This is a genomic window from Nitrospira sp. Ecomares 2.1 (assembly GCF_965152585.1).
Genome location: NZ_OZ224219.1, coordinates 48,943 through 70,177 on the forward strand (window position 1 = coordinate 48,943; position 21,235 = coordinate 70,177).

General features: G+C 50.3%; 23 protein-coding genes. 13 read left to right on the forward strand and 10 right to left on the reverse strand.

Annotated elements, in window-relative coordinates:
- Positions 1-124: 124 nt before the first annotated feature.
- The 3 genes from ACWHYD_RS00205 to ACWHYD_RS00215 form a co-directional block, all read right to left on the reverse strand.
- A complete protein-coding gene (locus tag ACWHYD_RS00205) occupies positions 125-856 on the reverse strand; it encodes a peptidoglycan-binding domain-containing protein (RefSeq protein ID WP_447963933.1) in 732 nt (243 codons plus the stop codon).
- A gap of 504 nt (positions 857-1,360) precedes the next feature.
- The gene (locus tag ACWHYD_RS00210; protein ID WP_447963934.1) at positions 1,361-1,507 is read right to left on the reverse strand and encodes a hypothetical protein; all 147 of its coding nucleotides are present in this window, start codon (positions 1,505-1,507) and stop codon (positions 1,361-1,363) included.
- Between the two features lie 384 nt (positions 1,508-1,891).
- Positions 1,892-3,064, reverse strand: a complete 1,173-nt coding sequence (locus ACWHYD_RS00215) for a DUF2914 domain-containing protein (protein ID WP_447963935.1) — start codon at positions 3,062-3,064, stop codon at positions 1,892-1,894.
- Between the two features lie 89 nt (positions 3,065-3,153).
- On the opposite strand from ACWHYD_RS00215, the gene ACWHYD_RS00220 reads away from it, so the two are divergent.
- The 5 genes from ACWHYD_RS00220 to ACWHYD_RS00240 all read left to right on the forward strand — a co-directional run bounded on the left by ACWHYD_RS00220 (position 3,154) and on the right by ACWHYD_RS00240 (position 5,788).
- The gene (locus ACWHYD_RS00220) at positions 3,154-3,615 is read left to right on the forward strand and encodes a methyltransferase family protein (protein ID WP_447963936.1); all 462 of its coding nucleotides are present in this window, start codon (positions 3,154-3,156) and stop codon (positions 3,613-3,615) included.
- 190 nt (positions 3,616-3,805) lie between these two features.
- The gene (locus tag ACWHYD_RS00225; RefSeq protein ID WP_447963937.1) at positions 3,806-4,528 is read left to right on the forward strand and encodes a hypothetical protein; all 723 of its coding nucleotides are present in this window, start codon (positions 3,806-3,808) and stop codon (positions 4,526-4,528) included.
- 306 nt (positions 4,529-4,834) lie between these two features.
- Positions 4,835-4,975 carry an alpha/beta hydrolase gene (locus tag ACWHYD_RS00230; protein WP_447963938.1) on the forward strand — a complete coding sequence of 47 codons (141 nt, stop codon included), beginning with the start codon at positions 4,835-4,837 and terminating at the stop codon, positions 4,973-4,975.
- A 299-nt stretch (positions 4,976-5,274) separates the two neighbouring features.
- Positions 5,275-5,499 carry an addiction module protein gene (locus ACWHYD_RS00235; protein WP_447963939.1) on the forward strand — a complete coding sequence of 75 codons (225 nt, stop codon included), beginning with the start codon at positions 5,275-5,277 and terminating at the stop codon, positions 5,497-5,499.
- Positions 5,489-5,788, forward strand: a complete 300-nt coding sequence (locus ACWHYD_RS00240) for a type II toxin-antitoxin system RelE/ParE family toxin (protein ID WP_447963940.1) — start codon at positions 5,489-5,491, stop codon at positions 5,786-5,788. Before ACWHYD_RS00235 ends, ACWHYD_RS00240 begins: the two co-directional genes overlap by 11 nt.
- A gap of 450 nt (positions 5,789-6,238) precedes the next feature.
- Here ACWHYD_RS00240 and ACWHYD_RS00245 read toward each other — a convergent pair whose 3' ends face one another.
- Both ACWHYD_RS00245 and ACWHYD_RS00250 read right to left on the reverse strand, forming a co-directional pair.
- Positions 6,239-7,123 carry a uroporphyrinogen-III synthase gene (locus ACWHYD_RS00245; RefSeq protein WP_447963941.1) on the reverse strand — a complete coding sequence of 295 codons (885 nt, stop codon included), beginning with the start codon at positions 7,121-7,123 and terminating at the stop codon, positions 6,239-6,241.
- Positions 7,124-7,151: 28 nt separating this feature from the next.
- Positions 7,152-8,069 (reverse strand): formylglycine-generating enzyme family protein, encoded by a 918-nt coding sequence (locus ACWHYD_RS00250; RefSeq protein ID WP_447963942.1) that lies wholly within the window; start codon positions 8,067-8,069, stop codon positions 7,152-7,154.
- Between the two features lie 207 nt (positions 8,070-8,276).
- On the opposite strand from ACWHYD_RS00250, the gene ACWHYD_RS00255 reads away from it, so the two are divergent.
- The 6 genes from ACWHYD_RS00255 to ACWHYD_RS00280 all read left to right on the forward strand — a co-directional run bounded on the left by ACWHYD_RS00255 (position 8,277) and on the right by ACWHYD_RS00280 (position 14,271).
- A complete protein-coding gene (locus ACWHYD_RS00255; protein WP_447963943.1) occupies positions 8,277-8,684 on the forward strand; it encodes a VOC family protein in 408 nt (135 codons plus the stop codon).
- 75 nt (positions 8,685-8,759) lie between these two features.
- Positions 8,760-10,379: an MBL fold metallo-hydrolase gene (locus ACWHYD_RS00260; RefSeq protein WP_447963944.1), complete on the forward strand. Its 1,620-nt coding sequence runs from the start codon at positions 8,760-8,762 to the stop codon at positions 10,377-10,379.
- Positions 10,380-10,515: 136 nt separating this feature from the next.
- Complete coding sequence (gene ricT, locus ACWHYD_RS00265) at positions 10,516-11,241, forward strand: regulatory iron-sulfur-containing complex subunit RicT (protein ID WP_447963945.1); 726 nt, start codon at positions 10,516-10,518, stop codon at positions 11,239-11,241.
- Between the two features lie 98 nt (positions 11,242-11,339).
- Complete coding sequence (locus ACWHYD_RS00270; protein WP_447963946.1) at positions 11,340-11,759, forward strand: hypothetical protein; 420 nt, start codon at positions 11,340-11,342, stop codon at positions 11,757-11,759.
- Positions 11,760-11,885: 126 nt separating this feature from the next.
- Positions 11,886-12,635 (forward strand): bifunctional demethylmenaquinone methyltransferase/2-methoxy-6-polyprenyl-1,4-benzoquinol methylase UbiE, encoded by a 750-nt coding sequence (ubiE, locus tag ACWHYD_RS00275; RefSeq protein ID WP_447963947.1) that lies wholly within the window; start codon positions 11,886-11,888, stop codon positions 12,633-12,635.
- Positions 12,636-12,639: 4 nt separating this feature from the next.
- Positions 12,640-14,271 carry a B12-binding domain-containing radical SAM protein gene (locus tag ACWHYD_RS00280; protein ID WP_447963948.1) on the forward strand — a complete coding sequence of 544 codons (1,632 nt, stop codon included), beginning with the start codon at positions 12,640-12,642 and terminating at the stop codon, positions 14,269-14,271.
- 371 nt (positions 14,272-14,642) lie between these two features.
- On the opposite strand, the gene ACWHYD_RS00285 is transcribed toward ACWHYD_RS00280, so the two are convergent.
- The 5 genes from ACWHYD_RS00285 to ACWHYD_RS00305 form a co-directional block, all read right to left on the reverse strand.
- Entirely contained in the window at positions 14,643-15,278 is a 636-nt protein-coding gene (locus tag ACWHYD_RS00285) for a hypothetical protein (RefSeq protein WP_447963949.1), read from the reverse strand.
- A gap of 137 nt (positions 15,279-15,415) precedes the next feature.
- Positions 15,416-16,297: an HAD family hydrolase gene (locus ACWHYD_RS00290; protein ID WP_447963950.1), complete on the reverse strand. Its 882-nt coding sequence runs from the start codon at positions 16,295-16,297 to the stop codon at positions 15,416-15,418.
- A gap of 272 nt (positions 16,298-16,569) precedes the next feature.
- Complete coding sequence (locus tag ACWHYD_RS00295; RefSeq protein ID WP_447963951.1) at positions 16,570-17,382, reverse strand: AAA family ATPase; 813 nt, start codon at positions 17,380-17,382, stop codon at positions 16,570-16,572.
- 135 nt (positions 17,383-17,517) lie between these two features.
- Positions 17,518-18,474, reverse strand: a complete 957-nt coding sequence (locus ACWHYD_RS00300) for a DUF2156 domain-containing protein (protein ID WP_447963952.1) — start codon at positions 18,472-18,474, stop codon at positions 17,518-17,520.
- Between the two features lie 55 nt (positions 18,475-18,529).
- Entirely contained in the window at positions 18,530-19,153 is a 624-nt protein-coding gene (locus tag ACWHYD_RS00305; RefSeq protein WP_447963953.1) for a YkgJ family cysteine cluster protein, read from the reverse strand.
- A 198-nt stretch (positions 19,154-19,351) separates the two neighbouring features.
- Between ACWHYD_RS00305 and ACWHYD_RS00310 the strand changes: the two genes are divergently transcribed.
- Together ACWHYD_RS00310 and ACWHYD_RS00315 are read left to right on the forward strand one after the other, a co-directional pair.
- Positions 19,352-20,848, forward strand: coding sequence for a hypothetical protein (locus tag ACWHYD_RS00310; protein ID WP_447963954.1), 1,497 nt, complete (start codon positions 19,352-19,354; stop codon positions 20,846-20,848).
- 68 nt (positions 20,849-20,916) lie between these two features.
- A complete protein-coding gene (locus ACWHYD_RS00315; RefSeq protein ID WP_447963955.1) occupies positions 20,917-21,234 on the forward strand; it encodes a glutathione S-transferase N-terminal domain-containing protein in 318 nt (105 codons plus the stop codon).
- Position 21,235 lies beyond the last annotated feature (1 nt).

Consider the following 21,235-nt stretch of genomic DNA (forward strand, 5'->3'; position numbering starts at 1 on the left):
GACGTTCTTCTTAAGGGGGGACTCCTGAGGACACGGGATGTCGGGAATACCTGGGTTCCAGGTTTCCCCAACATCCCGTGTAATCTTCCTGTGAGAATCACGATTGAACGTGGACCACAGCGGGTTATTTGGCGACTTGCAGGATTTGTTGAATAGCCTCAGACTTTTGCATCCGGAGAATCTGGTAGATTTTTGGACCATCTTCCAGGACGTATTGCCGGTCTTCGGCCTGCACCTTCGCGCACGGTCCTGGTTTGCCTTGCAGAGAAAGAAAACGGGTGACAAGTTGGGGATTCCGGGAAATCCGTAATATACTCACGGCACAGGCTTCGCCATCATAGGGTGCCGATACAATGTTGGCATCATCCCATTCCTGAATGTCATAGACATGAGTGTGCACTTTGAGTTGGGGCACATTCGAATTGACCAGGGATGCGGTCGAGTCAATACACCGTTTAAATGCTTTCATGCAGGTGATGCGCGAGGTCTGCAGGACATCGTCGGTATTGCCTTCCTTGAGCATCCAGGAGCCCTGGACCTCCACCCATTGTCCCCATTCCTGATCGTGAAAGGTCTGTGGGGGAAGGAATGGGACTACACGATTCAAGACGCGATCATCCTCGGTGAGATGTTTCAGTGTAGGAAAGTCGAGGTCCCCGGTCTGAGAGAGCCCAGATTTTTCCTGATAGGCTTTCAATGCCTGTTTGGTGGATTGGTCGAGCGTTCCTGTATAGGGTCCGACTCCGTATCCAAAACGTCCGAGAAAAATCTGCACGCCGGTCATCAACGTACGAAATTCTTCTGGATTTTTCCTCAATTCATCCAATTCTTCCTGCCCTTTTTTGTCTAATGCCATTTTTGAAGCCTCAGTTTGTGGTGGCTGACCGGGCGAGGGTGTTGAAGATTCAGATGGTGCCTGTGAAGAGGGTGGTGCTTTTTGTTCTTTACCAGAGGCGAAGCAGGAGACATAAGAAAAGAGCACTCCTCCAACACCAATGAATACATAAAGAGACATCAATCTGAATAATTTACCGGAGTGTTGCGACATATCACATTCCCTTCTAAAGAAACTAAAAACCAGAACATCTGTGTGTATTGAATCAATACCTGTGAAGATCAGGATCATTCCAGGTGGAGTTCGTGGAGTCAAGAGCTGAAGCCTGCTCGTTCTTTTCGAGGTGAGCGGTGGTCGGAAAAAAGTTCAACCGGAGAAAATGTGGAAAGAAATAGAGAGGAGAGGGACCGACAAAAAACTCGAAGGGATAGCATCTGCACTGAAGGACGGGAGGACAGATTGATCACAGCAAAACGCCGGATGGAGGCATGCCCCATCCGGCGTCTTGTCCGCACACTTGAAAAATTACCGTTTCTTCGTGGCAGCTTTTTTCTTGGCTGGAGCCTTTTTCTTAGCCGGAGCCTTTTTCTTGGCTGGAGCTTTTTTCTTGGCTGGAGCCTTTTTCTTAGCCGGAGCCTTTTTCTTGGCTGGAGCTTTTTTCTTTGTGGCCAAAACACTCACCTCCTTTCAAATGTAGATGCGACGTGAGAGCCGCAGTGATAGCTCACCCTTGCGATAGCAGTGAGTCTGTGAATAGGAACCCTTGAGCACGGTATTAGTGTATGACGTCACGCGAAAATTTTATTGGCACTATCGTTCGGCAATGCTAAGCGATGTTCTGGAGCGAAATTGGAGAGGGAATTGATGTAAACAAGATGTGTTCGATAGTTGTACATGATGTTATGGAATCTATACTACAACGTCTCAGCAATTAATTCCAGGAATTTTAAATTTTTTTTCGTCATGATGAATGCAGCACAGAGTGTCTTTCAGAAATTAGTGCGATGTGGGGAAACGAAACGTGATGAACATGGTCGAGGAAAGAAGAATTTATTTTCACTGTGTGATGGTCGTCAGTTCATGGGAGGGGGAATAATTTGAATCGGCAGAAAACGCAATGCGTCCGATAATTCGCCCGTCTTCGGCTTCCACATTCACTCGCCATTCACCAGGCTGGAGCCGGTGTTTCATCGTATACATGCGATACCCATGTTCTCTTCCGCCGGTGATGGAAATGGGGATGCGATCCGTGGTGATGAACTCACCTGATTCTTTGAGGGGTCGCCATTCCCAATGGTGATAGATGGTGGTGTGCAAGGTGATCGGAGCAAACACGGATGAAAAGGTATAGACGGGTGTGTCTGTTCCGACACGGTCATCAGATCGTTTCCACACGGCGTACCAGGGACCATCTTCATAGGTGAGCAGGTACTGATCCTGCTGCTTTTCGATGTGATGGTAGATGCCTCCCGATTTGAGTGAGAGAGGAATGGGAGGAATCCAATTTAAAAAATATAACGCGGCGCACATTCCCACCAGGGCAAAAGCCGGGAAGCAAATGATCAAGGAAGCTCTGATAGGAAGATTGGGAATGCCGCGAAGGGTGAGCCGGACGGTTTTCCACACGACGGCAATGGTGATGAGGGCACCGGCTAAAAAAACCCAGGCATTCATCCATCCCGTCAGGACAGGGAGGAAAAAGGTCATAAAGCTTAAGGTGACGATCGAAAAGAGGCCCACCAGCATTTTGAGACTGGAATATCGTCTGGAAAGAAACTCATTAGCGATTAACAACCCGACAATGATTCCCAAAAAGATGGCGGAGGTGGACCATGACGCGCTCTGGGAATAAAGGATGGCATAAGCACTGAACAGTCCCCCTAATAAGAATTGCAGGGCTTTATCAAAGTGCGGGCGGGCTTGATGCATCAGACTAAGGACATTCCATCCGGATCTGTCCGGTATTGAGGGAACTAGTCCCAGTTGAAACCGTCCGGTGAGGATGATGAGCGTGCCGAGAAGCGTAATGTAGAGGAGGATAATCAGATTATCCAACAATCGATCGATGCGTGTTAGCGTGAGGGTATCATAGGTCACCCCTGCGAAAAAAAAGACGGCCGGGAGAATGGGTTTGAGGAATGTCGAGTGCCAGTGCATCATCGTCTGGACCACTGTCGTCGTGAGAGACGTCGTATACGTCGAAGGCAATTTGTCAGTCGTGAGATTCATTGTACCCCTTCCTTGAAAATCCTCGGAAGATTGATGGTCTTTCTTAAAGGGGTGGGTCTAAACGCTTCGGGAGCTTGTACAAGCGGTTTATGAATCAAGACAACAGAAATGAATCGCCTTCCGCTCTTTCTCTGACGCTTGTCGGGATACAATTTGTCCTTATCGGGTTGATTGCCTTCACCGGGCCACTGTGGCCTTCAGACTGGAGCCTTCGAGTCATACTTGCCGTTGGCGGGGTGGTAGGCCCCTGGGCGGTCCAGGTTATGGGACTGCGACAAGTGAAGGTCTTTCCGGAAGTTCCCGGCCAGGGGAAATTGATTGTCCTCGGTCCTTACCGCTGGATCAGGCATCCCATGTATACCAGCGTCTTGTTGGTGACCCTGGCTTGGACTCTGGGAAGTCCGCTTCCCTACCGTTTGCTTTTATGGGTGGGATTAGTGATGACCTTATTGGTCAAACTCCAGCACGAAGAGTGCCCTTTGATGGAACCTTTCCCTGAATATGAGGCCTACAGAGGTCAGACAAAACGCCTCATTCCTTTTGTGTGGTAAAGCCGATCAGGTTGGTGTTCAAAGAGGGTGTAAGGTGTGGTTGGACTGAGAGAGGGCAGTTTTGTCACAAGGAAGAATACATGAAAGATTTCGACCTAATATCCTCAAAAATCTGGGAATCTACCAAGGGTATGTTGAAGACTCTGATCGAATCGAGACTCTTAACGACATCCTGAATGACCTCCACTCATTGGGTTTTGACAGGCTTGTACAAAACTTTTGTACCCAGCCCGATCCTGAGAAGGCATGTGACTTTCTATTTGAAATCTGGATTTGTCAGATGCTCCGCCGTAACCAAGAGGTGCAGGCTTTGCAATATGAGCCGCCAGAGACTCAGAACCCCCCAGATTTTCGTTTTTTCATGCATGGCGTTAGTTTTGATTTGCAAGTAAAGCGGCTTCAAAATGTTACGAATGAACCAACGAAACTTCTTTTCAAGCGGGAGTGTCAAAGGCGCCTCTCCGACATACCCAAGCCGTGGTTTATCAATTTCTGGATTTCTGACCATTTTACGCGGCAAGATTTGAACCCGTTTTTTACATTTCTGAAGGGATTTATTAAACAATTTTCTCCTGTGACGAACTTAGATACTCTTCTGGGAGAGCCTCAGTATTCTTGGGAACCGAACGAAACGACGCTGGTGCAGTTTTCCTTTACCGAGAAGCGTAGCAAAGAACCCGGTATTTCCCCTGGAATAATTTCTTTGATGGGGACCGAGAATGGATTAATGGCACCCATAGATACAGCCGCCTTTCGTAGAAGTGTTGAACGGCTCCTGAAGAAGTCTCGCAAGAGCCTTTTGCGGCCCGTATCACCCACGCAGGCGAATTTGCTCGTCATGCAATCTGTTCACTTCCTCTTTGCAGACAAGACAATGCCCGCTGCACTCTTTGGTGATGAGGTGATGAGGTGATAAGGTGGCAAAGAGGAAGGGATCCAGAAATATTTCGTCAGTCAAACGGATTATTTCGTCCCAATAACTTTTCTAAAATTTTGGTGCCCCCACAAGTGGCCATTTTCAGTGAATGCTTCAAGGGTGACTATTTTCCGCACCCAGCTCATGTTCAAAACATCCGATGTCACCCAAAGCCCTTTGAAGAAATGATGTTCGTTAGACCATGAAAAGTAATCCTCGAAAGCTAATTATCACTGACACTATGGTTTCAACACCCGAAATGTTCTAAAAATCCTCATTAAAAATGCGGAAAGGTTCGCCATTGTGAATGTCCCTACTCTTATTATTCCGGGCATTGGCAACTCTGACCATGCCCATTGGCAAACGTTGTGGGAGTCCGCGAAGACGGAATTTGTTCGTGTGCAACAACGAGATTGGAAAACCCTGTCTGCCATGAGTGGGTGAATGTTCTTAAGCAAGCCATGGCAGAAATTGAGGATAATCCCGGGCTTGTTTCCCACAGTCCGGGATGTTGAGGAGTGCCGGCGGCATTTACCGGGGTAATCTAGTGAGAATTGTCATTGATGTATCTAACTCAGCTAAAATCGTCAGTGGATGCGGTAATCCAACGCAGAACGGAAAACTTGTCTGGAACAATTCGAGCTAGGGGTGGTCAACTTCCCCATTGAGATTGAGTGCCGATTACTAAGTAACTATTTATATAGGATTCGTTATGTTTGAACCCCATTGAAGGAGGTTTTCAGGTGAACCCAACCAATCCCACGATTTTTGATCTGAGTCCGTCCGAAAAACTACAGCTTGTCGAAGATTTGTGGGATGACCTTGCGGCCAGTCCCGAAGCTGTCCCCGTTCATGACTGGCAAAAGGAAGAGCTAGCCCGGAGAAAGGCCCGCCTGATGACAAACCCGGCCTCCGGACTCACGTGGGAAGAAGTCAAACGAAGAGTCCGAAGTCGTTATGGCCGTTGAGTTGATCATTGCCCCGGAGGCCGGGCAAGATGTCGCAGAAGCGCACGCCTGGTACGAAAGTCAGCGAACCGGTTTGGGGGAGGAGTTTTTGAATTGTGTCGATGCGTGTATTGAAGCTCTCTGCCGCACACCCGAGATGTATATGACGGTCTTCGAGAACTATCGTCGCGGGTTGGTGCGACGCTTCCCGTATGCAATCTTCTATGAGTATGTTGAAGATCAAGTGACGGTCTACGGCATATTTCACACCGCTCGCGATCCTGAAAAATGGCGCCAACGTCTTCCTTGAGCTGACGCGGTCTAACGCCGACCACTTAGGGGGCCTTTTCCTGTCAAAAAAAAGGACTCCCAAATGAATGGTGATTACGATAAATTTCCATGGTCTTCTGTGTCTATGGCCCCTCCCCATTGACTGACGCCTGCCGTCCGGTCCTTGGGTCGGACGCTCTCATGGACCGGCGGCCCTTGTTTGAGCGCAGCGAGTTAGGCCGCCCTCTTCAGGCTCGCGTCCGTCCCATCTTAATAAGGCCGGACGGGGCGTCACTGGTTTTGGGTCCTTTTGCCGAAACAAAAGGACCTCGGCCACCGGGCCGAAACCCGGTAGCTATTATAAATTCTAAAAATTCCAGTTAGCGGGTTGTGCTTGAAATTTTGGCGCATTTCGCTCCGACCCAGTCGGAATTTAAAAGGAATGCCTACAAAAGGGTTACGTGTGAATGTCTGATGTGTATGCTGAGGATCAGGGCGAGGGTTTATCCCTCATTGGCGGGGGGTTCTTCGTGGTCAGGATTGTGTGAACGGCGTGTGAGGCTTCTTTGACCAGAATCCCCATTTTAGGGTGAGAAGGTTCGAGGTCCACCGGAAATCCATAGTGGCGTAAACGTTCAGTTGCCACATGGCCGATGGAGGCGACCATCATGCGATGAAGCGCCTTTCTGAACTCATTGATCTTTTCGTCCTTTTCTAACACCTTGATGAGATGTTCAACTTGGATGGCGTTGGTGATCAACAAAACCGGTATGACCCCATCCATAACTTCCTGGAGCAGATGTTTCAGGGGTGCCAGATCCTCAGGTAAGGTCCAACGATAGACCGGAACCGGTCGGACTTTCGCTCCCCGTTCCCTCAGGCCTTCTAGAAATTTCGGGTTACTGACCCCATATTCCTGCACCGCGATCCGTAAGCCCTGGAGCCCATCCGGGTAAGATGCATCAAGAGCGACGAGAGTATCTTTCCAGGTATTGGGTTCAGGGACCAGAATGTTCGGCTGAAGTCCAAGCTCTTTTAATACCAGGGCTGGTTTGGGACCCCGCACGACGAGGACCGTGTCGCGCAATGCGGCTATGATCGCCTCGCGAGTATGCCGGGTTTGTACAACATCCAGCAGAGTCCGAAATCCTACTCCGGTGAGCAGGACAAGTATGTCGACATGACCAGCCAGCAAGGCATCGCCACATTCCAGCGCCTGAGGATTGTCCGATAGAGGGAGTTCCCTCATTGACGGGGCGACGAGGGGCACTCCTCCGTGCCGGACAATCAACCGTTCCATTTCCTTAGCCATCCGGCTTTCAAGAGCCCCGACCCGGAGCCCTTGAAAGCCGGCATTGGATTGTTCACCGTTCATGGGTGGTACTTTCAACGGGTTGTAAGGTTTAGTGGGTTGATGGATCAGGCCCATCCTTGGCGCATCGGAACCCCGTGGAATTATTACGGTCCGTTGGAAGACTTTTGATCCTCGTGAAGATTCGCACCTGGGGTGTCTCCCCTTGCCAGCCTGAACTCCGCAACACTTTGTATGTGCCGGTTTCGGGTCCTGGCGGATTCCGTGCAGGGCTCTTGCTGTAATAGTCTGCTTCGTACCAGTCAGCCACCCATTCCCAGACATTGCCAGCTACATCGTAAATACCATAGGGGCTTTTGCCTTTTTCATAAATACCCACCTGGGTTAATGTGGCCTCTCCGCGCCACGATTGATTGAAATTCAAATGGTCCAGCGTGGGTTCGACGTCACCCCAAGGAAAGCGCCAGTCGTTGGGGCCTTTTGCCGCTTTTTCCCATTCGGCTTCGGTGGGAAGACGTTTTCCTGCCCAGTGGCAATAGGCTTCGGCATCTTTCCAGTCCACGTTGATAACCGGAAGGTCGGTAACCGACTCGGGCATCATATTCTGTTTCCACAGACCCCTTTTCGGATCCGTGGGATGTTGGGGAGTGCGGTGCCCGGTTTCGGTCACGAATTGAAGATACCGTCCATTGGTGAGTTCATACTTATCCATATAAAAGGTACTCACGAACACGTCATGATTCGGCCGTTCGTCGAGTCCCCCATCCCTGGCCGCTTTAGGGACTCCCATCGGGAAGATTCCTTCGGGAATCAAGACCATGGGAGCGCCGTCTTTTCCGACAATTTCCTGAGGGGTCTCGGAAGCGCTCACCATGCTGGAAGCTCCAGCGATGAAGAGTAGGCACGCTCCTACCCCGATATACCCTATCCGTCGATTCCGCATCATTCCTGCCATCTTTTCCTCCAATTCTTTCTGACCATGCCACAATTTTGTATATATTCCATTCATAAAATACCATAAATCCCCCTGATCATGAATGATAGTCCAAAGGTTTTAGGAGGGAAAGTTGAACAGGGTAAGATTTTTAACAGACCTTAGGAACCTTCGGCGTTTGTTTGGCAACTTGCTCCCTTCCAGTGTCCTGGTTATGATGCCTTTCTCCGAAAATACTCTTGAGTGATGCGGTTTCCCTCTTTATCCATTCACGGAATTGAGATGCAGGAAAAAAGAAAAACCCGTGGCCTTCGACATTTGGCCTTGCGGGTGCGGGATGTTCAGGTTTCCCAACGGTTTTATGAACGACTGTTTGAGATGAAAGTTGTGTGGCATCCTGATTCCGAAAATGTTTATCTCAGTACGGGCTATGACAATCTGGCGCTGCATCAAGTGACGGCTGAAGAGTTAAGTCAATTTAACCTTTCCCGGGTTCACCCGTTGGATCATTTGGGGTTTATCATGGATTCTCCGTCAAGTGTGGATGCGCTGTTTTCCGAAGCCACGGAACAGGGCGCCACGATTGTGAAACCCCTGAAGCAACATCGTGATGGCAGTTATTCGTTTTATCTCTCAGATCCGGATTTCAATACAATCCAGGTGTTGTTTGAACCCTCAATCCAATTGTGATAGAGAAGGGTCGAACCCCCGGGGTTCCTTCTTTTCACCATATACGACCGAGTTTTTTCTCCATCTCACGTTGTGATGAATCCCTGGACGAACATTGATCCCACGCAGTATGTCGGACTGCACCCCTGGGTGTGGGTTCAGTTGGAAAGTGCGGAAGAGCCCGGACCATTTCCGTTTTTGGGCGGGGTGGATCCGGAAGTTGTCAGCAGTCTTCATCAGGTGCATGGGCTCATGATGAGCGGTATCGAGACTGCCATCAGCGACATCATGGCCAAACGAGCTTCTGTGGATGACCCTCAGATATCCCGTCGTTTGGAGGATGCCTATGCGGAAGTGGTGCAAAGCCGTCCTCCCCTGCAACGACATATTCAATGCGGACGGAAATCCGATGGAACCTTTCACTGGACCTATCCAAGAAATCCTACTGCCTCGGCCAAAATGACATACGGGGGAATGCGGATTTTTAATTCCGTCACGCGACAAGCCATCCCCTTTGGGTTTGAGCGGCCAATCGGGCCGAACGTAGGGCATTTCCTGGGTTTTCTCACTGGCAGGAATACGATGGGCGAAATTCAAACGGTGGCCCAGGCTGGCGGGCGAGACCTTGAGCGTCAATTGGCGCAGCTCTTTACCCTCTTGAAAGACCATGATTGTCTCGCCACTGCGCCAAACACCTCCATTGAGGCCCATTGGAGGCAAATCACAAAGGACCAGGATGTGGTGCATCTGGGTCATGCCGCGTTGATGTATCGACATCAGGATAGTTTTTTATGGTTTGATCCCTGGCTCATGCCATGGTTCGCGGAGTCGCCTGTCCCATCTCTGTGGGCCAATCTCCTGCCCCGCCCGGCTGGAATTTTTCTCACCCATGATCATGACGACCATGTCGATCCCCGAACCCTGTACCATTTACCCAAAGATGTGCCGATTTTTGTGCCGAGTCGACGCAACCGGAAAACGCTGCATTATGATTATCTGTCCCTTCTCAGGGAACTAGGTTTTTCACAGGTCAGGGAGCTGGCCCATGGCGAAAGTTGGCGTATAGGAGATGCCGAGGTCGTGTCCGTGCCGTTTTTCGGTGAAGACCCATGTGATGTGGAACTTCCTCGAAATTGTTATTTGGTGGCGGACCGTGGGCGGAATACGTTGGTGCATGCCGATAGCGGGCCGACCAATGATGGCCACTCGGCATTGCAAGACAAGGTCATGGCCAAGCTCGTGTCAAAGTATGGTCCGATTCCCTTGGTTTTTGCCTCACAACAACAACTCAAAGAAGTCCGGAGCTATGCGGCCTATGCCTGTCTCTCTCCTCCGGGAACTTGGTTGGAGGTGGGAGAAAACGGCTTTTTGACCAATGACTATTTAGCCGAGTTGTGCCGAACGGCTCAAGCCAGGCTGTTTGTGTCCTATGCGACGGGAGGTGCGGATTGGTATCCCGATCATTTATCGTTTATGTTCAGTGGGCGTAATCCGGCCCGGACGGCCCTGCTCACCGCGAATTGGGATCCTCCTGAAAGTCTTAAGCAGGAACTGGAACCGTTTGGCTGTCGCTATCATTTCGGCCAGGCGTTTGATGTGTTTGGAGTCGGATCCAATGGAGAAACCCTGGTATCTCATCTGTCAGATCAGCTGGCACCACTTGGGCTTTATCAGTTGGATCATGCTCCTCCTCCCTTCCTGCGAAAACAACGGTAGCCATGGCATGGGAGGGGTGGCGTGAAGTCACGAGGCCTGAGCCTCCAGGATTCCCGCTTGGCCTCTTCCAGCAAGTCCGGTATGATTGAACCTCACGCCTACAGTATTCCTAGGTAGCAAAGGGAGACAATGATTCATGGTGCAGGAATCTGAAGACCAAAAAGAATTTATAGAAGAAGTTGCGGTGGTCGGCGTCAAAGTTCGGGATCTAGGGGAGGTTAAAAAAACCAGGACCGATGATCATACAGTGAAAGTCGGCGATTGGGTTTTGTTGGATTTAGATAACGACCATACTTTTGGGAAAGTCTATCTCCCTCCTCAATTTCTTCCATTTAGCCCGCCAATGCGGGTGATGCGGCAGATTATTCGAAAAGCTACTGAAGATGATAAACGTCAGATTGCCCGCCAGGTCCGATTGGCCCAGGAAGGTGAGGAATTTTGTAATCAGCGAATTGAAGAATCCGGCCTCAAAATGACCTTGGTGGAGGTGTTTGGATCGTTTGCCCAGCGATCACTTACTTTTACCTATACGGCCGATGATCGGATTGATTTTCGGCAACTGGTCAAAGATCTAGCCAGGCGATTTGGATGTCGGATTGAGATGCGCCAGATTTCAAGCCGGGAGGAAGCCGCCAGACTGAGCGGTGTGGATACCTGTGGATTGGTGTTGTGTTGCTCCAGCTTTTTGACTGATTTTAAGCCGGTCTATCCTCGGGGACGGGCAGATGCCCCCATGAATGGTATGGATAGCCACCGGATCGGGGTCTGTGGTCGGATGAAATGTTGTTTGTTATATGAGGAAGAGGGTTGGACACTCACTCGACGCAAGCCACAGCCGTTGATTCATCCCACAAAACGATAACAACCTGTTCGTCAGAATAGTGGAAGTAGCGAGAAGGAGTGCGATGTCGCATCGGCAAGCTTGGCTGGGTATGAGGATAAGCGGAGATAAGATTTAAGATGGGGGCTAAGCCACGATTCGTCATTTATGCACATAATGCGACCTATGATAAGTTGCATCAAGTGGCGACGCTGGGGTTAACGGCGGCGGCGATGGGGAAAGACGTGATGGTGGTTTTGTTGTTCTGGACAATCAAAAAGTTGGCGGAAGGCCGGATAAATGAATTGGATTTTCCTCCGGAGTATGCCGCTCAAGCCCCCGAAGTGGCCCGGTTGATCCGTGAACGCAAAGTCCCACTCATTTCGGAAATGTTCGAGGAAGCCCGTCACGTTGGCCAATTTAAACTGGTCGCCTGTAGCGCAGGACTGGAGTATATGGGGGTTGATGCCAAAGCAGTCACTCAGGGGGTTGATGAGGTGATGGGGTTGCCTGCGATTATCTCTGCCTGCTCGGGTGCGGAAACCACCCTGTTTATTTAGTGCCCTCTCCGGTCTTGTTCTGATCAGTGTGTTGCCAGGCTTTGATCGCTCACACCGGTTTTCTGAAGGCCTTCATTCTTGACAATACTTGAGATCGGGTGCTAGGTCCTTGAGGTGGTTCCTGTCATGAATAAAATTGAAATTCCAGGCAAGGCGGCCTCCACATGGACCGGTCCGGCTCGGGAGCAGGCCGTCCAGCGAATGTTCACGGCCATTGCCAAATTTTATGACCTGAATAACTCCCTTCTCAGTTTTGGTCTGCACCATTCCTGGAAACGCAAGGCGATTTCCTATATTCCTGACACCTTTGGGACACGAGCCTTAGATTTAGGTGCGGGGACCTGCGACCTTGCGATTTTAGTGGATCAACATCTCCGCTATACGAGCCAAATTATCGCGGCGGATTTGAATTTAGCCATGTTGCGTGTGGGGCAGGATAAGGTCCGGTCCCAGAAATTGGCCAACCGTATTACTTGTTTGCAAATGAATGCCGAGCATCTCACCTTTCCGTCTGCCACATTTGATACGGTGACTGCCGGATTTTGTATTCGCAACGTCGGGAATCTTCCCCAAGCGCTCTCCGAAATCTGTCGGGTCTTGCAACCCGGAGGTCGCTTCGTGTGCTTGGAATTTTCCCGTCCTGTTTCAGCCGGCCTGCGCAAGCTGTACGACTGGTATTCCTTTCATTTGCTCCCATGGATTGGCACCAAGGTGGCCCGTGATGGCACGGGGGTGTATGAATATCTCCCGGCGTCGATACGGAATTTTCCAGATCAAAACCGGCTAGCTCAATTACTCAAGGAAGCCGGGTTTCAGTCTGTGGAGTATCACAATCTGACCGGTGGAATTGTTGCCATTCATGTGGCGGTGAAATAGCACGATGAACTCCGTATTGTACGTCTTTCTCCCCTGTAAAAAGGTCTATCCCACCGGGATTACCTACCTGGCCGACTTCATCCACCGGCGCCGGCCGGATGTGCGTCAGCAAATTCTGGATCTCTCCTTATTTCCGCCGAATCAACGTCAAGCCCAATTAAGAGAAGCGACCAAGGCCTTTCAGCCGGAATTGGTGTGTTTTTCATGGCGGGATATCCAAATTTTTTCCCCGCATGAAGGTGACGCCTCGCTCGAGCATGCGTTTAATTTTTATTACGCCAGCAATCCCCTGAAACGGGTGGTCGCCTCTTTCCAAGGTTTACACAATTTATACCGTTATTATACGGATATCCGGCATAATCTTTCCTATCCCTGGTTAATTCAGAAGGAATTCCCCTCAACCGGAATGATGATTGGCGGCGGAGCGTTCACCGCCTTTGCTGACCAGCTTATTGAAAAACTGCCGGAAGGTATCATTGGTATTCTGGGAGAAGGAGAGGACGCCATCCTCAAAGTCCTGAACGGCGAGCCTCTTGGTGAAGAACGGTTCATTATTAAAGAGCAGGGAAAGGTCACCAAGGGCACCAAAAATACTCCAGCTTTGTTAGATGCGCTCTCCGTGGATATTCCTTATCTCACGTCAATCTTTCCCCAATACCGTGAATATATCGGCGAATGTATCGGTGTGCAGAGCAAACGTGGCTGCCCGTATGATTGCGCCTTTTGTCTCTATCCGTATATTGAAGGGAAGCGGGTACGCTACCGTCCGGCGGAAAATGTGGTCAAGGACATTGCCCAGTATTATCACCAATGGGGAGCTAGACGGTTTTGGTTTACCGACGCGCAGTTCATCACCGGCAAAGATGCGTACCCTCAATGTACGGAAATTTTGGAACGAATCATCTCTCAGGAATTACACATTGAATGGTCGGGATACGTCCGGACCTCGCTGATTAATCCAACGTTGGCTAAGTTGATGGTTCAGTCAGGAGTGGGAGATTTGGAAGTGGCGATCACGGCGGGCTCGCAAAAGGTCCTGAATAGCATGCATATGGGCTTCAAGCTTGAACATTTGTATGACGGATGCCGGTATTTGAAGGAGGCGGGATTCAATGGGCGGGTCATTCTGAATTATTCGCTGAACTCACCGGATGAAACAGAAGAAACTCTCCTTCAAAGTATTGAGTCCTATAAAATGGTGGCCTCGATATTGGGAGAAGACCGGGTGTTTCCCTTGATGTTTTTCTTAGGAATCCAGCCCAATACGGATTTGGAGCAACGATTATTGTCGGAAGGCTATTTATCGAAGGGCTACAACCCGCTCAGTTTGACCCCCTGGAACATCAAAAAGATGCTGTACAATCCGGCCCCACTTAACAAGATTATCGCTAAGGCCTGTCTGGCGGCCTGGGGTCGGAAGCATGGGTCGCAGGATCCCCGCCCCTGGTCAGGCAGCTTGAGCCAGAGCGCGACGCAACAGCAGGGGCATGCTTATGCCGATACCAGTTTGTCTAAAGGTTTTGAAACCAACTCCGGCCGTGATGCCCTTTTGACTTTGGAAGAAATCCTCCGTTCCCGCCGCCCTGCGACCTCCCCACCCCTCTCCCCTGCTTCCCAACCGAATCCTTCGCGGTAATTATTACGATATTGGAATTGATGATAAATGGCGGGTTTCGGCCTAGCCGTCGAAGTCCTTAGGGTTCCGAAAAAGGATCCCCAACCCTTGACCGTCATCCGGCCTCATCTGATTGGGAGGCGCAACCTATAAGTGAGGGCGGAGCAACTCACTTTGCCCAGACTCGGCCGACCGGTTCTTTCGAGCGTCCACGCAGAGGTTCGGGCGGCACATGGGTCGAAGAGGGGAAACAATTGGGATTGAGAGGCCTAGAAAACTCCAGGTCGTTATTCAGCAGGTGCAAGGGTGTTGCGGACAATTACCCGTTGGTCGGTAACTAAGCAAAAAGATTTCGGCAATTCTCTTGGAAGGACTGTAATTCCTACAAGTATTTACCCTTTGATCGTGAACTCCATGGTGCCGATGACGTTGACGGCATGCAGCGCCTGGCCTGGCGAGCCATAAAAAATCTTGACTTGATACTTTCCCGGTATCCATCCATCCGCCGGTTTTGAAACTTGAAAGTATCCGGATCGTTGATTCATTTCCAGTTCGATCACGTCTTGTCCGACGGGCGTATTCGACGCCACTTGACCATCCTTCATGTGAAACCACGCAATCGCGAATTGGCCAGGGGCGTCTAGTGGTTGTGCCTCGAAGACGATGTAAAACATCTGCGTGTCTAAGGGGAATTCCGAAATGCCAGGGTTAACGGGTTCAACATACGCATCCCCCGTGGTCATCCATCCTGGCCGTCCAAGGGAATCCCAGGGTGTGTCGTATCCCGTTGCCATGGTAATCCAGGTAAAGACCCCTTGTGGGCGCTTCCAGTTGACCTGATCATACGCCATGTCTTTGAGCATATCGTTTTTGTTGGGAGACAGGGTCGAGCTGCCAAATGGATCATCGGCGCCACTCACGTTACTGACCAGGAACAGGAGAGTGAAGGCTGCCGCAGGCAGAGCGAAGTGAAAACCATTGACATTCTTGCGAATTAAAGTGGTGAAAAATTTCTGTGCTGTGTACATGTTCCACCTCCTGGTGGGAAGGTCGCTTTTGTTATAAGACATTTAACTCCTTTTACCTTACTCGACCGAAAATACCTTATGCAATGAGATACCCGAGACCAAGGAATGAGGGAGGCCGGGGATAGGATAAAGAATAATTATGGAAGAGGGGCGGGAATGCGAGATCCTTCAACGCTTTGGCGTCGACTATCTACCATGCGATCGGCAACCTCGGTAATGTGCTTTTCAAGAATCAAACGCAAATGGCTACCGGGTCGATAGTCCGCCGGCGCCATGAAATGAACCCGGTTGGCATGCCGGGTAAGCTGATAGCATTTTTCAAAGGATCTTCGGGTTTGGTCCTCAGGATTGTAAACCGCCAAGGCAAAGCCGTCGTTCTTCTTCATGAGGGTGAAACAGGGAACGTCCGTGGGTCCGTCCCCCACATACACCATTTGGGGAAATGGCACTCGGCGGCTCTCTTCCGGCATGTGATCATTCACGTCCTGGTCGAGATTGAGTAGGCCCTTATTCACTCGAAAGAGAAACTGGGTTTTCTGGGTATGGCTGATGGTGCGTTTGGGAAAACTGATATGGCCGTTTTCTTCATCAAACTCGCATCCGAAAATGGCTTTGACATGGGTAGCCACGACGCTTCCATCCAAAATGGCCTTTAGACCTGAACTGACCACGTAGTGTTCAAGCCGGATGCCGAACTCCTCATATTTCGGTTTTTTGAGAATGGTATTGAGTTCACCAAAGCACTCAGGAACTCCCTTGAAAAACTCTAAAAGGTTGCCCATGGACTCGAGATCCTGATTCGACAAGCTTCGAATCTGGTCATATTCCAACATGCGTTTCATGTAGGCCAGTTCCTGGTCGTAGCCTTTCTCTTTGATTAAATCGGTACAGCTGGGCCAAAAGGTGGCAGGATCAAGTTCGGCATGTCGCAGGATGGTATGGTCCTGCATGTAATGGGGACTCAACGTATGATCGAAATCATAGATGATGGCAATGATGTTATGCGGTTGGGTCAACATAGAGGAACACTCGGCCTTGTTTGGTCCCCGAGTGTAGGGTGAACGGAAAATCCTGTCAACGAAAACGTGGCGGCATGCTTCAGAAATCGGAGGGGTGAATATTCACCAGGGTCAGATTACGTGGGATATGACCAGAGGAAGAGACAGCTTTCCGGGAAACGGGAGGCAAACTATGTATTTCCGCCTTTGAGGGGGGAAAATCATGAAGGATTTGATGGAATCGTATTCGAAGCTCTTGTAAGCATCTGAGGTGTTACAGTAATCCTGATGGTCTAGAAAATAGCCTTCACGAGTTCCTGAATGCTGCGTTGCATATCAGTGTCGTCCGTAATCGGGCGGGTTATGGCGGCATCGCAAGCCCGGTCAGGGGCAACGCCCTGTTGCATCAAGGTCCCGGCGTAAATCAACAGTCTGGTACTCACGCCTTCTTCCAGGCCATGGTTACGGAGATTTCGTACCTTTTCACCCAATTTGACTAACCGGACGGCAATGTCCCTGGAGACCTGGGCTTCATGCTCCACTATCCTGGTTTCGATATCTTTGGGAGGATAACCAAATTCGATGGCCATGAAGCGCTGCTTGGTGCTTTGTTTCAACTCTTTTAAGACGCTTTGATATCCGGGGTTATAGGAGATCACCAGTAAAAAATCATCCACGGCTTCAAGAATCTGTCCTTTTTTTTCAATGGGCAAAAACCGTCGGTCATCACTTAATGGATGGATCAGCACCGTCGTATCTTTTCTGGCTTCGACCACCTCATCCAGATAGACCAGGGCGCCATGTTTGACTCCCAAAGTGAGCGGACCATCCACCCACACGGTTTCTTCACCTTTTAATAGGTATCGTCCGATCAAATCGGAGGCCGTCAAATCTTCATGGCAGGCAACGGTGATCAAGGGCCGATTAAGCCGATGAGCCATATGCTGGACAAACCGGGTTTTCCCGCATCCAGTAGGGCCTTTCAGCATGACGGGGATCTTGTTTTTTGCCCCGACGGAGAACAAATCAATTTCTCCGTTCACTTCCTGATAAAACGGCTCCTCGGTTACCCGGAATTGTTCAATACCGAATTCAAGACCCTTCATAAATCAATCCAATGTCATGTAAGGATGAAAAAGTGAAACAGGTGAATGACTTGACCAGCATTATACGGATGTTAAATCAGAGAGGACAACCTGCAAATGCTATCCATGAAATTTCAAATGGGAGTTCACGAACGCTCATGAAGGCTGGGCAATGTAGTTTGGCACTAATTGGCAGGGATGATAGGCCAGTTTTGTTCTTGCTAAAGCCGGCAGACCTGAATCATCCATCGTATTTATCAATGGATAGGCCTGAAACTCGCGACAGAATTCACGGAAAAGATATTGGGCTAACCCGTAGACTGAACGATCTGCTATCTCCAGCAAGACACAAAACACTTCAGAGGATTGTGGGAACCCGAACGTATAGGCTTTGACAGCTCCATCCACCCACACGATTCGCCCGGCAAGACCGAGTTCACGATGTTCCTGGAGGGTGACTCGATGGGCATTAGCGGAATCCCGAAGCATCATGCGAGCCACATCTTCGTTGGGTCCTAGTCGGGAAATAGGGATATTTTCCTTCTGATGGACCCAACGGTGAAAAAGGGCAAGGCACTCCTCACGATCGGTGCTCTGGTAAGGGGCAATACGGATGCGGTGTGCGCGAATAAATCGATTGCACGCGGCGCGTTGGGATTTGTAGGGATTGCCTTTCAGGTGAATGAGATCGGCAGTGCGATAGAGGTAATCCGAATCTTTTGGTGTGAGGGTGTATCCCCATCCTTGAAGCTCATCCTTTAAAGCAACGGGAATGTTTTCAATTCGCGTCACATGGGATCCACGATTCCGGATTTCCATATAGGCCATCACCTGACTTAGCACGCTTTTGAGAGGGCTGCCGGATGAGGATCCAATGTCTGAGCAAGGTCCGACAGGGGGCAGGGGCATAAAGATCCCATCGGAATATTCCGCGAAGAGGCATAGCCAGCCGTCAATGTCCGTCCAGTAAAAGGTAAACAGGTCTTTCCAGATGTAATGGGGTGGAAATGACCAGGTACTCAAGGAGATTTCCCCCCCGATACCTGTGGAGGCTAGGGCCTGGTTGAAACGAGCCTGATCCTTGATGGTTAATGGACTGAGATGAATGGGCATGAAAGAAAGTTATTCGGGATGGAGGGTCTATGGGAAAAGAGCGAATCCGTGGCCCTCACCGCTTGTCGTGTGTATTGGAAGATCGGAGAGTCGCGGTCAGGCGATCGAGTGTGTGCAACACGACGACGTCCGGTTGAAACGGAGTCACTAATCGGGGATGAACGGCAAGGGAAATTAGAACGTGATCGGATTCCAGATAGTTCGCCACACGTTGGGCCTGTTCCATGAATGCCTTTGGAAGGGTCAGTGCGGAAGGTTTTGGGTCAGCTTTCCTGAAAGGGTTTTCTTCCCCGGCTTGTTCGAGAAGAAACGGGCACAGAGTATCCCATCCAAGCACGACTTTCTCGTGTTGGGCATTCCACATAAGTGCGAAGGGATACAATTGGCAATCCAGTGGACGCACCTCATAAATGCGACAGTGTTGGGTGATGGGATCAAAGGCGGGACAAAGAAATCCTTCATCATTGGGATGTCTGACGACTTCAATCTGACTGCCCCGATGATCAGGAAAGGAAGAGGAAAGGACGCCGTGTGTGACGGCCTCTCGAATTTCATCTTCCGTAAAGTACGGTCTGAGGAAGCTGTCCTGTTCGGGGAAACGACAGCAGACGTCGCATCGAAAACAGACGGCCGAGGGAACGACTTGTGGACCAGGAATGACGGGGATTGTCTGAGGCATATGCACATCACTTTCATGGCGACTTGGCCCGCCATTTCCTTCGAGGGCGTGCCTTGTCTGGTTTCAAGAGAGCGTGCTACGATCTCCCTATTCTAGCAAAAGGGCCGTCACCAAGGTCCAAGCTTTTCATATTAGGCCCGATTTGAAGTATTTCGTACAGGTCCAACCTCTTTTGATCGACGAGTGAAGGACGTCAGAGTGTCTGGTCCGTCACATACGTCTTCCACGATTAACCCAGGATCGGTTATTTCTTCCCAAGTAGAACAGTCCGGCCCCATTCTGCCATTGAGTCCGTCAACATCTGACAGCCCCTATCCTCTCTATCGGGACAGGCTGATCAAGGACGGATTATTTGAGACCGGACAGGATGATCATTGGCGAGTGGCATGTGGCCCTTTTGAGGTTTCCCACGAGGAAGCCAAGTTTTTTGAAGCCTTAGGACAGCATCTGTTGTTGTTCTATCAGGCGTTGAACCGGTTGTATCTTGAAAGCCTGAAAGGCATGCAACCTGCGTGGGTTCATGAATATTTGGATATCGGAAAGCCCGAGGATCTATTGGCCCTTGCCAGGATGAATCGGTTCAAAAATCAACTTCCCGGTGTCATTCGTCCCGATCTCATTCCCACCAATGGGGGAATGGCCCTGACAGAACTCGATTCTGTCCCTGGAGGGATTGGCTTAACCGGCAGTCTCAGCCGGATGTATGCCCAGCAGGGCAGAACTGTGTGGCCGCAGGCCGACGGGTTGATTCAAGGGTTTTCCCGTATGTTACGAGGCATGTTGCACGGGCAGCCTCCTCGTGTGGCCATTGTGGTCTCGGATGAAGCTGAGGCCTATCGCGCCGAAATGCAATGGGTAGTGACGCAACTCCGGCAGGAAGGTTGGGAGGCCTATTGCGGGCATCCCCGTGATATTCGATTTACGGAAGAGGGTCTCCTGATTCACCATGAGGGACAGGATCAGCCTCTTTCGGTGATCTACCGGTTCTACGAATTGTTCGATTTGAAAAATATTCCCAAAGGGGAGTTGATTGTCTACAGTGCCAAAAAAGGCCGGGTTGTAGTCACCCCGCCATATAAGCCCTGGATGGAGGAAAAACTGGCCTTAGCCTTGTTCCATCATCCGATGTTGGAAAAATTCTGGGAGCACGAATTGAAGCCAGACACGTTTGACTGTCTTCGTGCCATCATTCCCGGGACATGGATTTTGGATCCCAGACCCCTTCCCCCTTCTGCGGTGATTCCCGGCTTACGCCATGGAAATCGTGCGGTGTCGGATTGGCAGTGGTTGGGAGAAGCCACCCAAAAAGAGCGTCAGTATGTCATTAAAGTGTCAGGATTTTCCGACCAGGCTTGGGGTAGCCGGGGTGTCTCGATCGGGCATGATATGTCGCAAGTCCAATGGAAAGAAGTCGTGTCCCATGCTCTGCAACAATTTGAGACGAGCCCTTCGATTCTTCAAACATTTCACAAAGGGCGACTGGTTGTGGTTGAATATTATGACAGCCATTCGGGTGACGTCGTCAGGATGGAAGGACGGGCGCGCATATCTCCGTATTATTTCGTGAATGAGGGGCAGGCCCATCTGGGTGGTGTCCTGGCAACGATCTGTCCCAAAGATAAAAAAATTATTCATGGAATGCGGGATGCCGTCATGGCTCCCTGTTCCGTCATGGAAAGTCACCTGAGCTCATAAGGCCCAGGCCTCCTGGTTCTTTCGGTCAGAGTGTAATATTCCTCTCATGTGGAAGACCCCTAGTTGACATGTCTGATACTCTTAACAGCATGAGCATGAAACTGTATCACACGGAGTGGTGTCCGGAATGCCAAGTTGTCCGCGAGAAATTGGACGAATTGGGACTGCCCTACGAACATGAAGTTGTACCGGATGTTCGCCCGTTCCGGAAAAAACTATATGAAGTCTCAGGACAAAATTATGTCCCGGTGTTGGTTCATGGAGAAACGGTGTTGACGGAGACATCCGATATCTTGGCATATCTGGACGACTACGATGACCATGGCGCTCCCTCCGGGGAAGCCACCAAGCCACCCTCCAGCCACCTTGATGAAAGGAATCATTAAG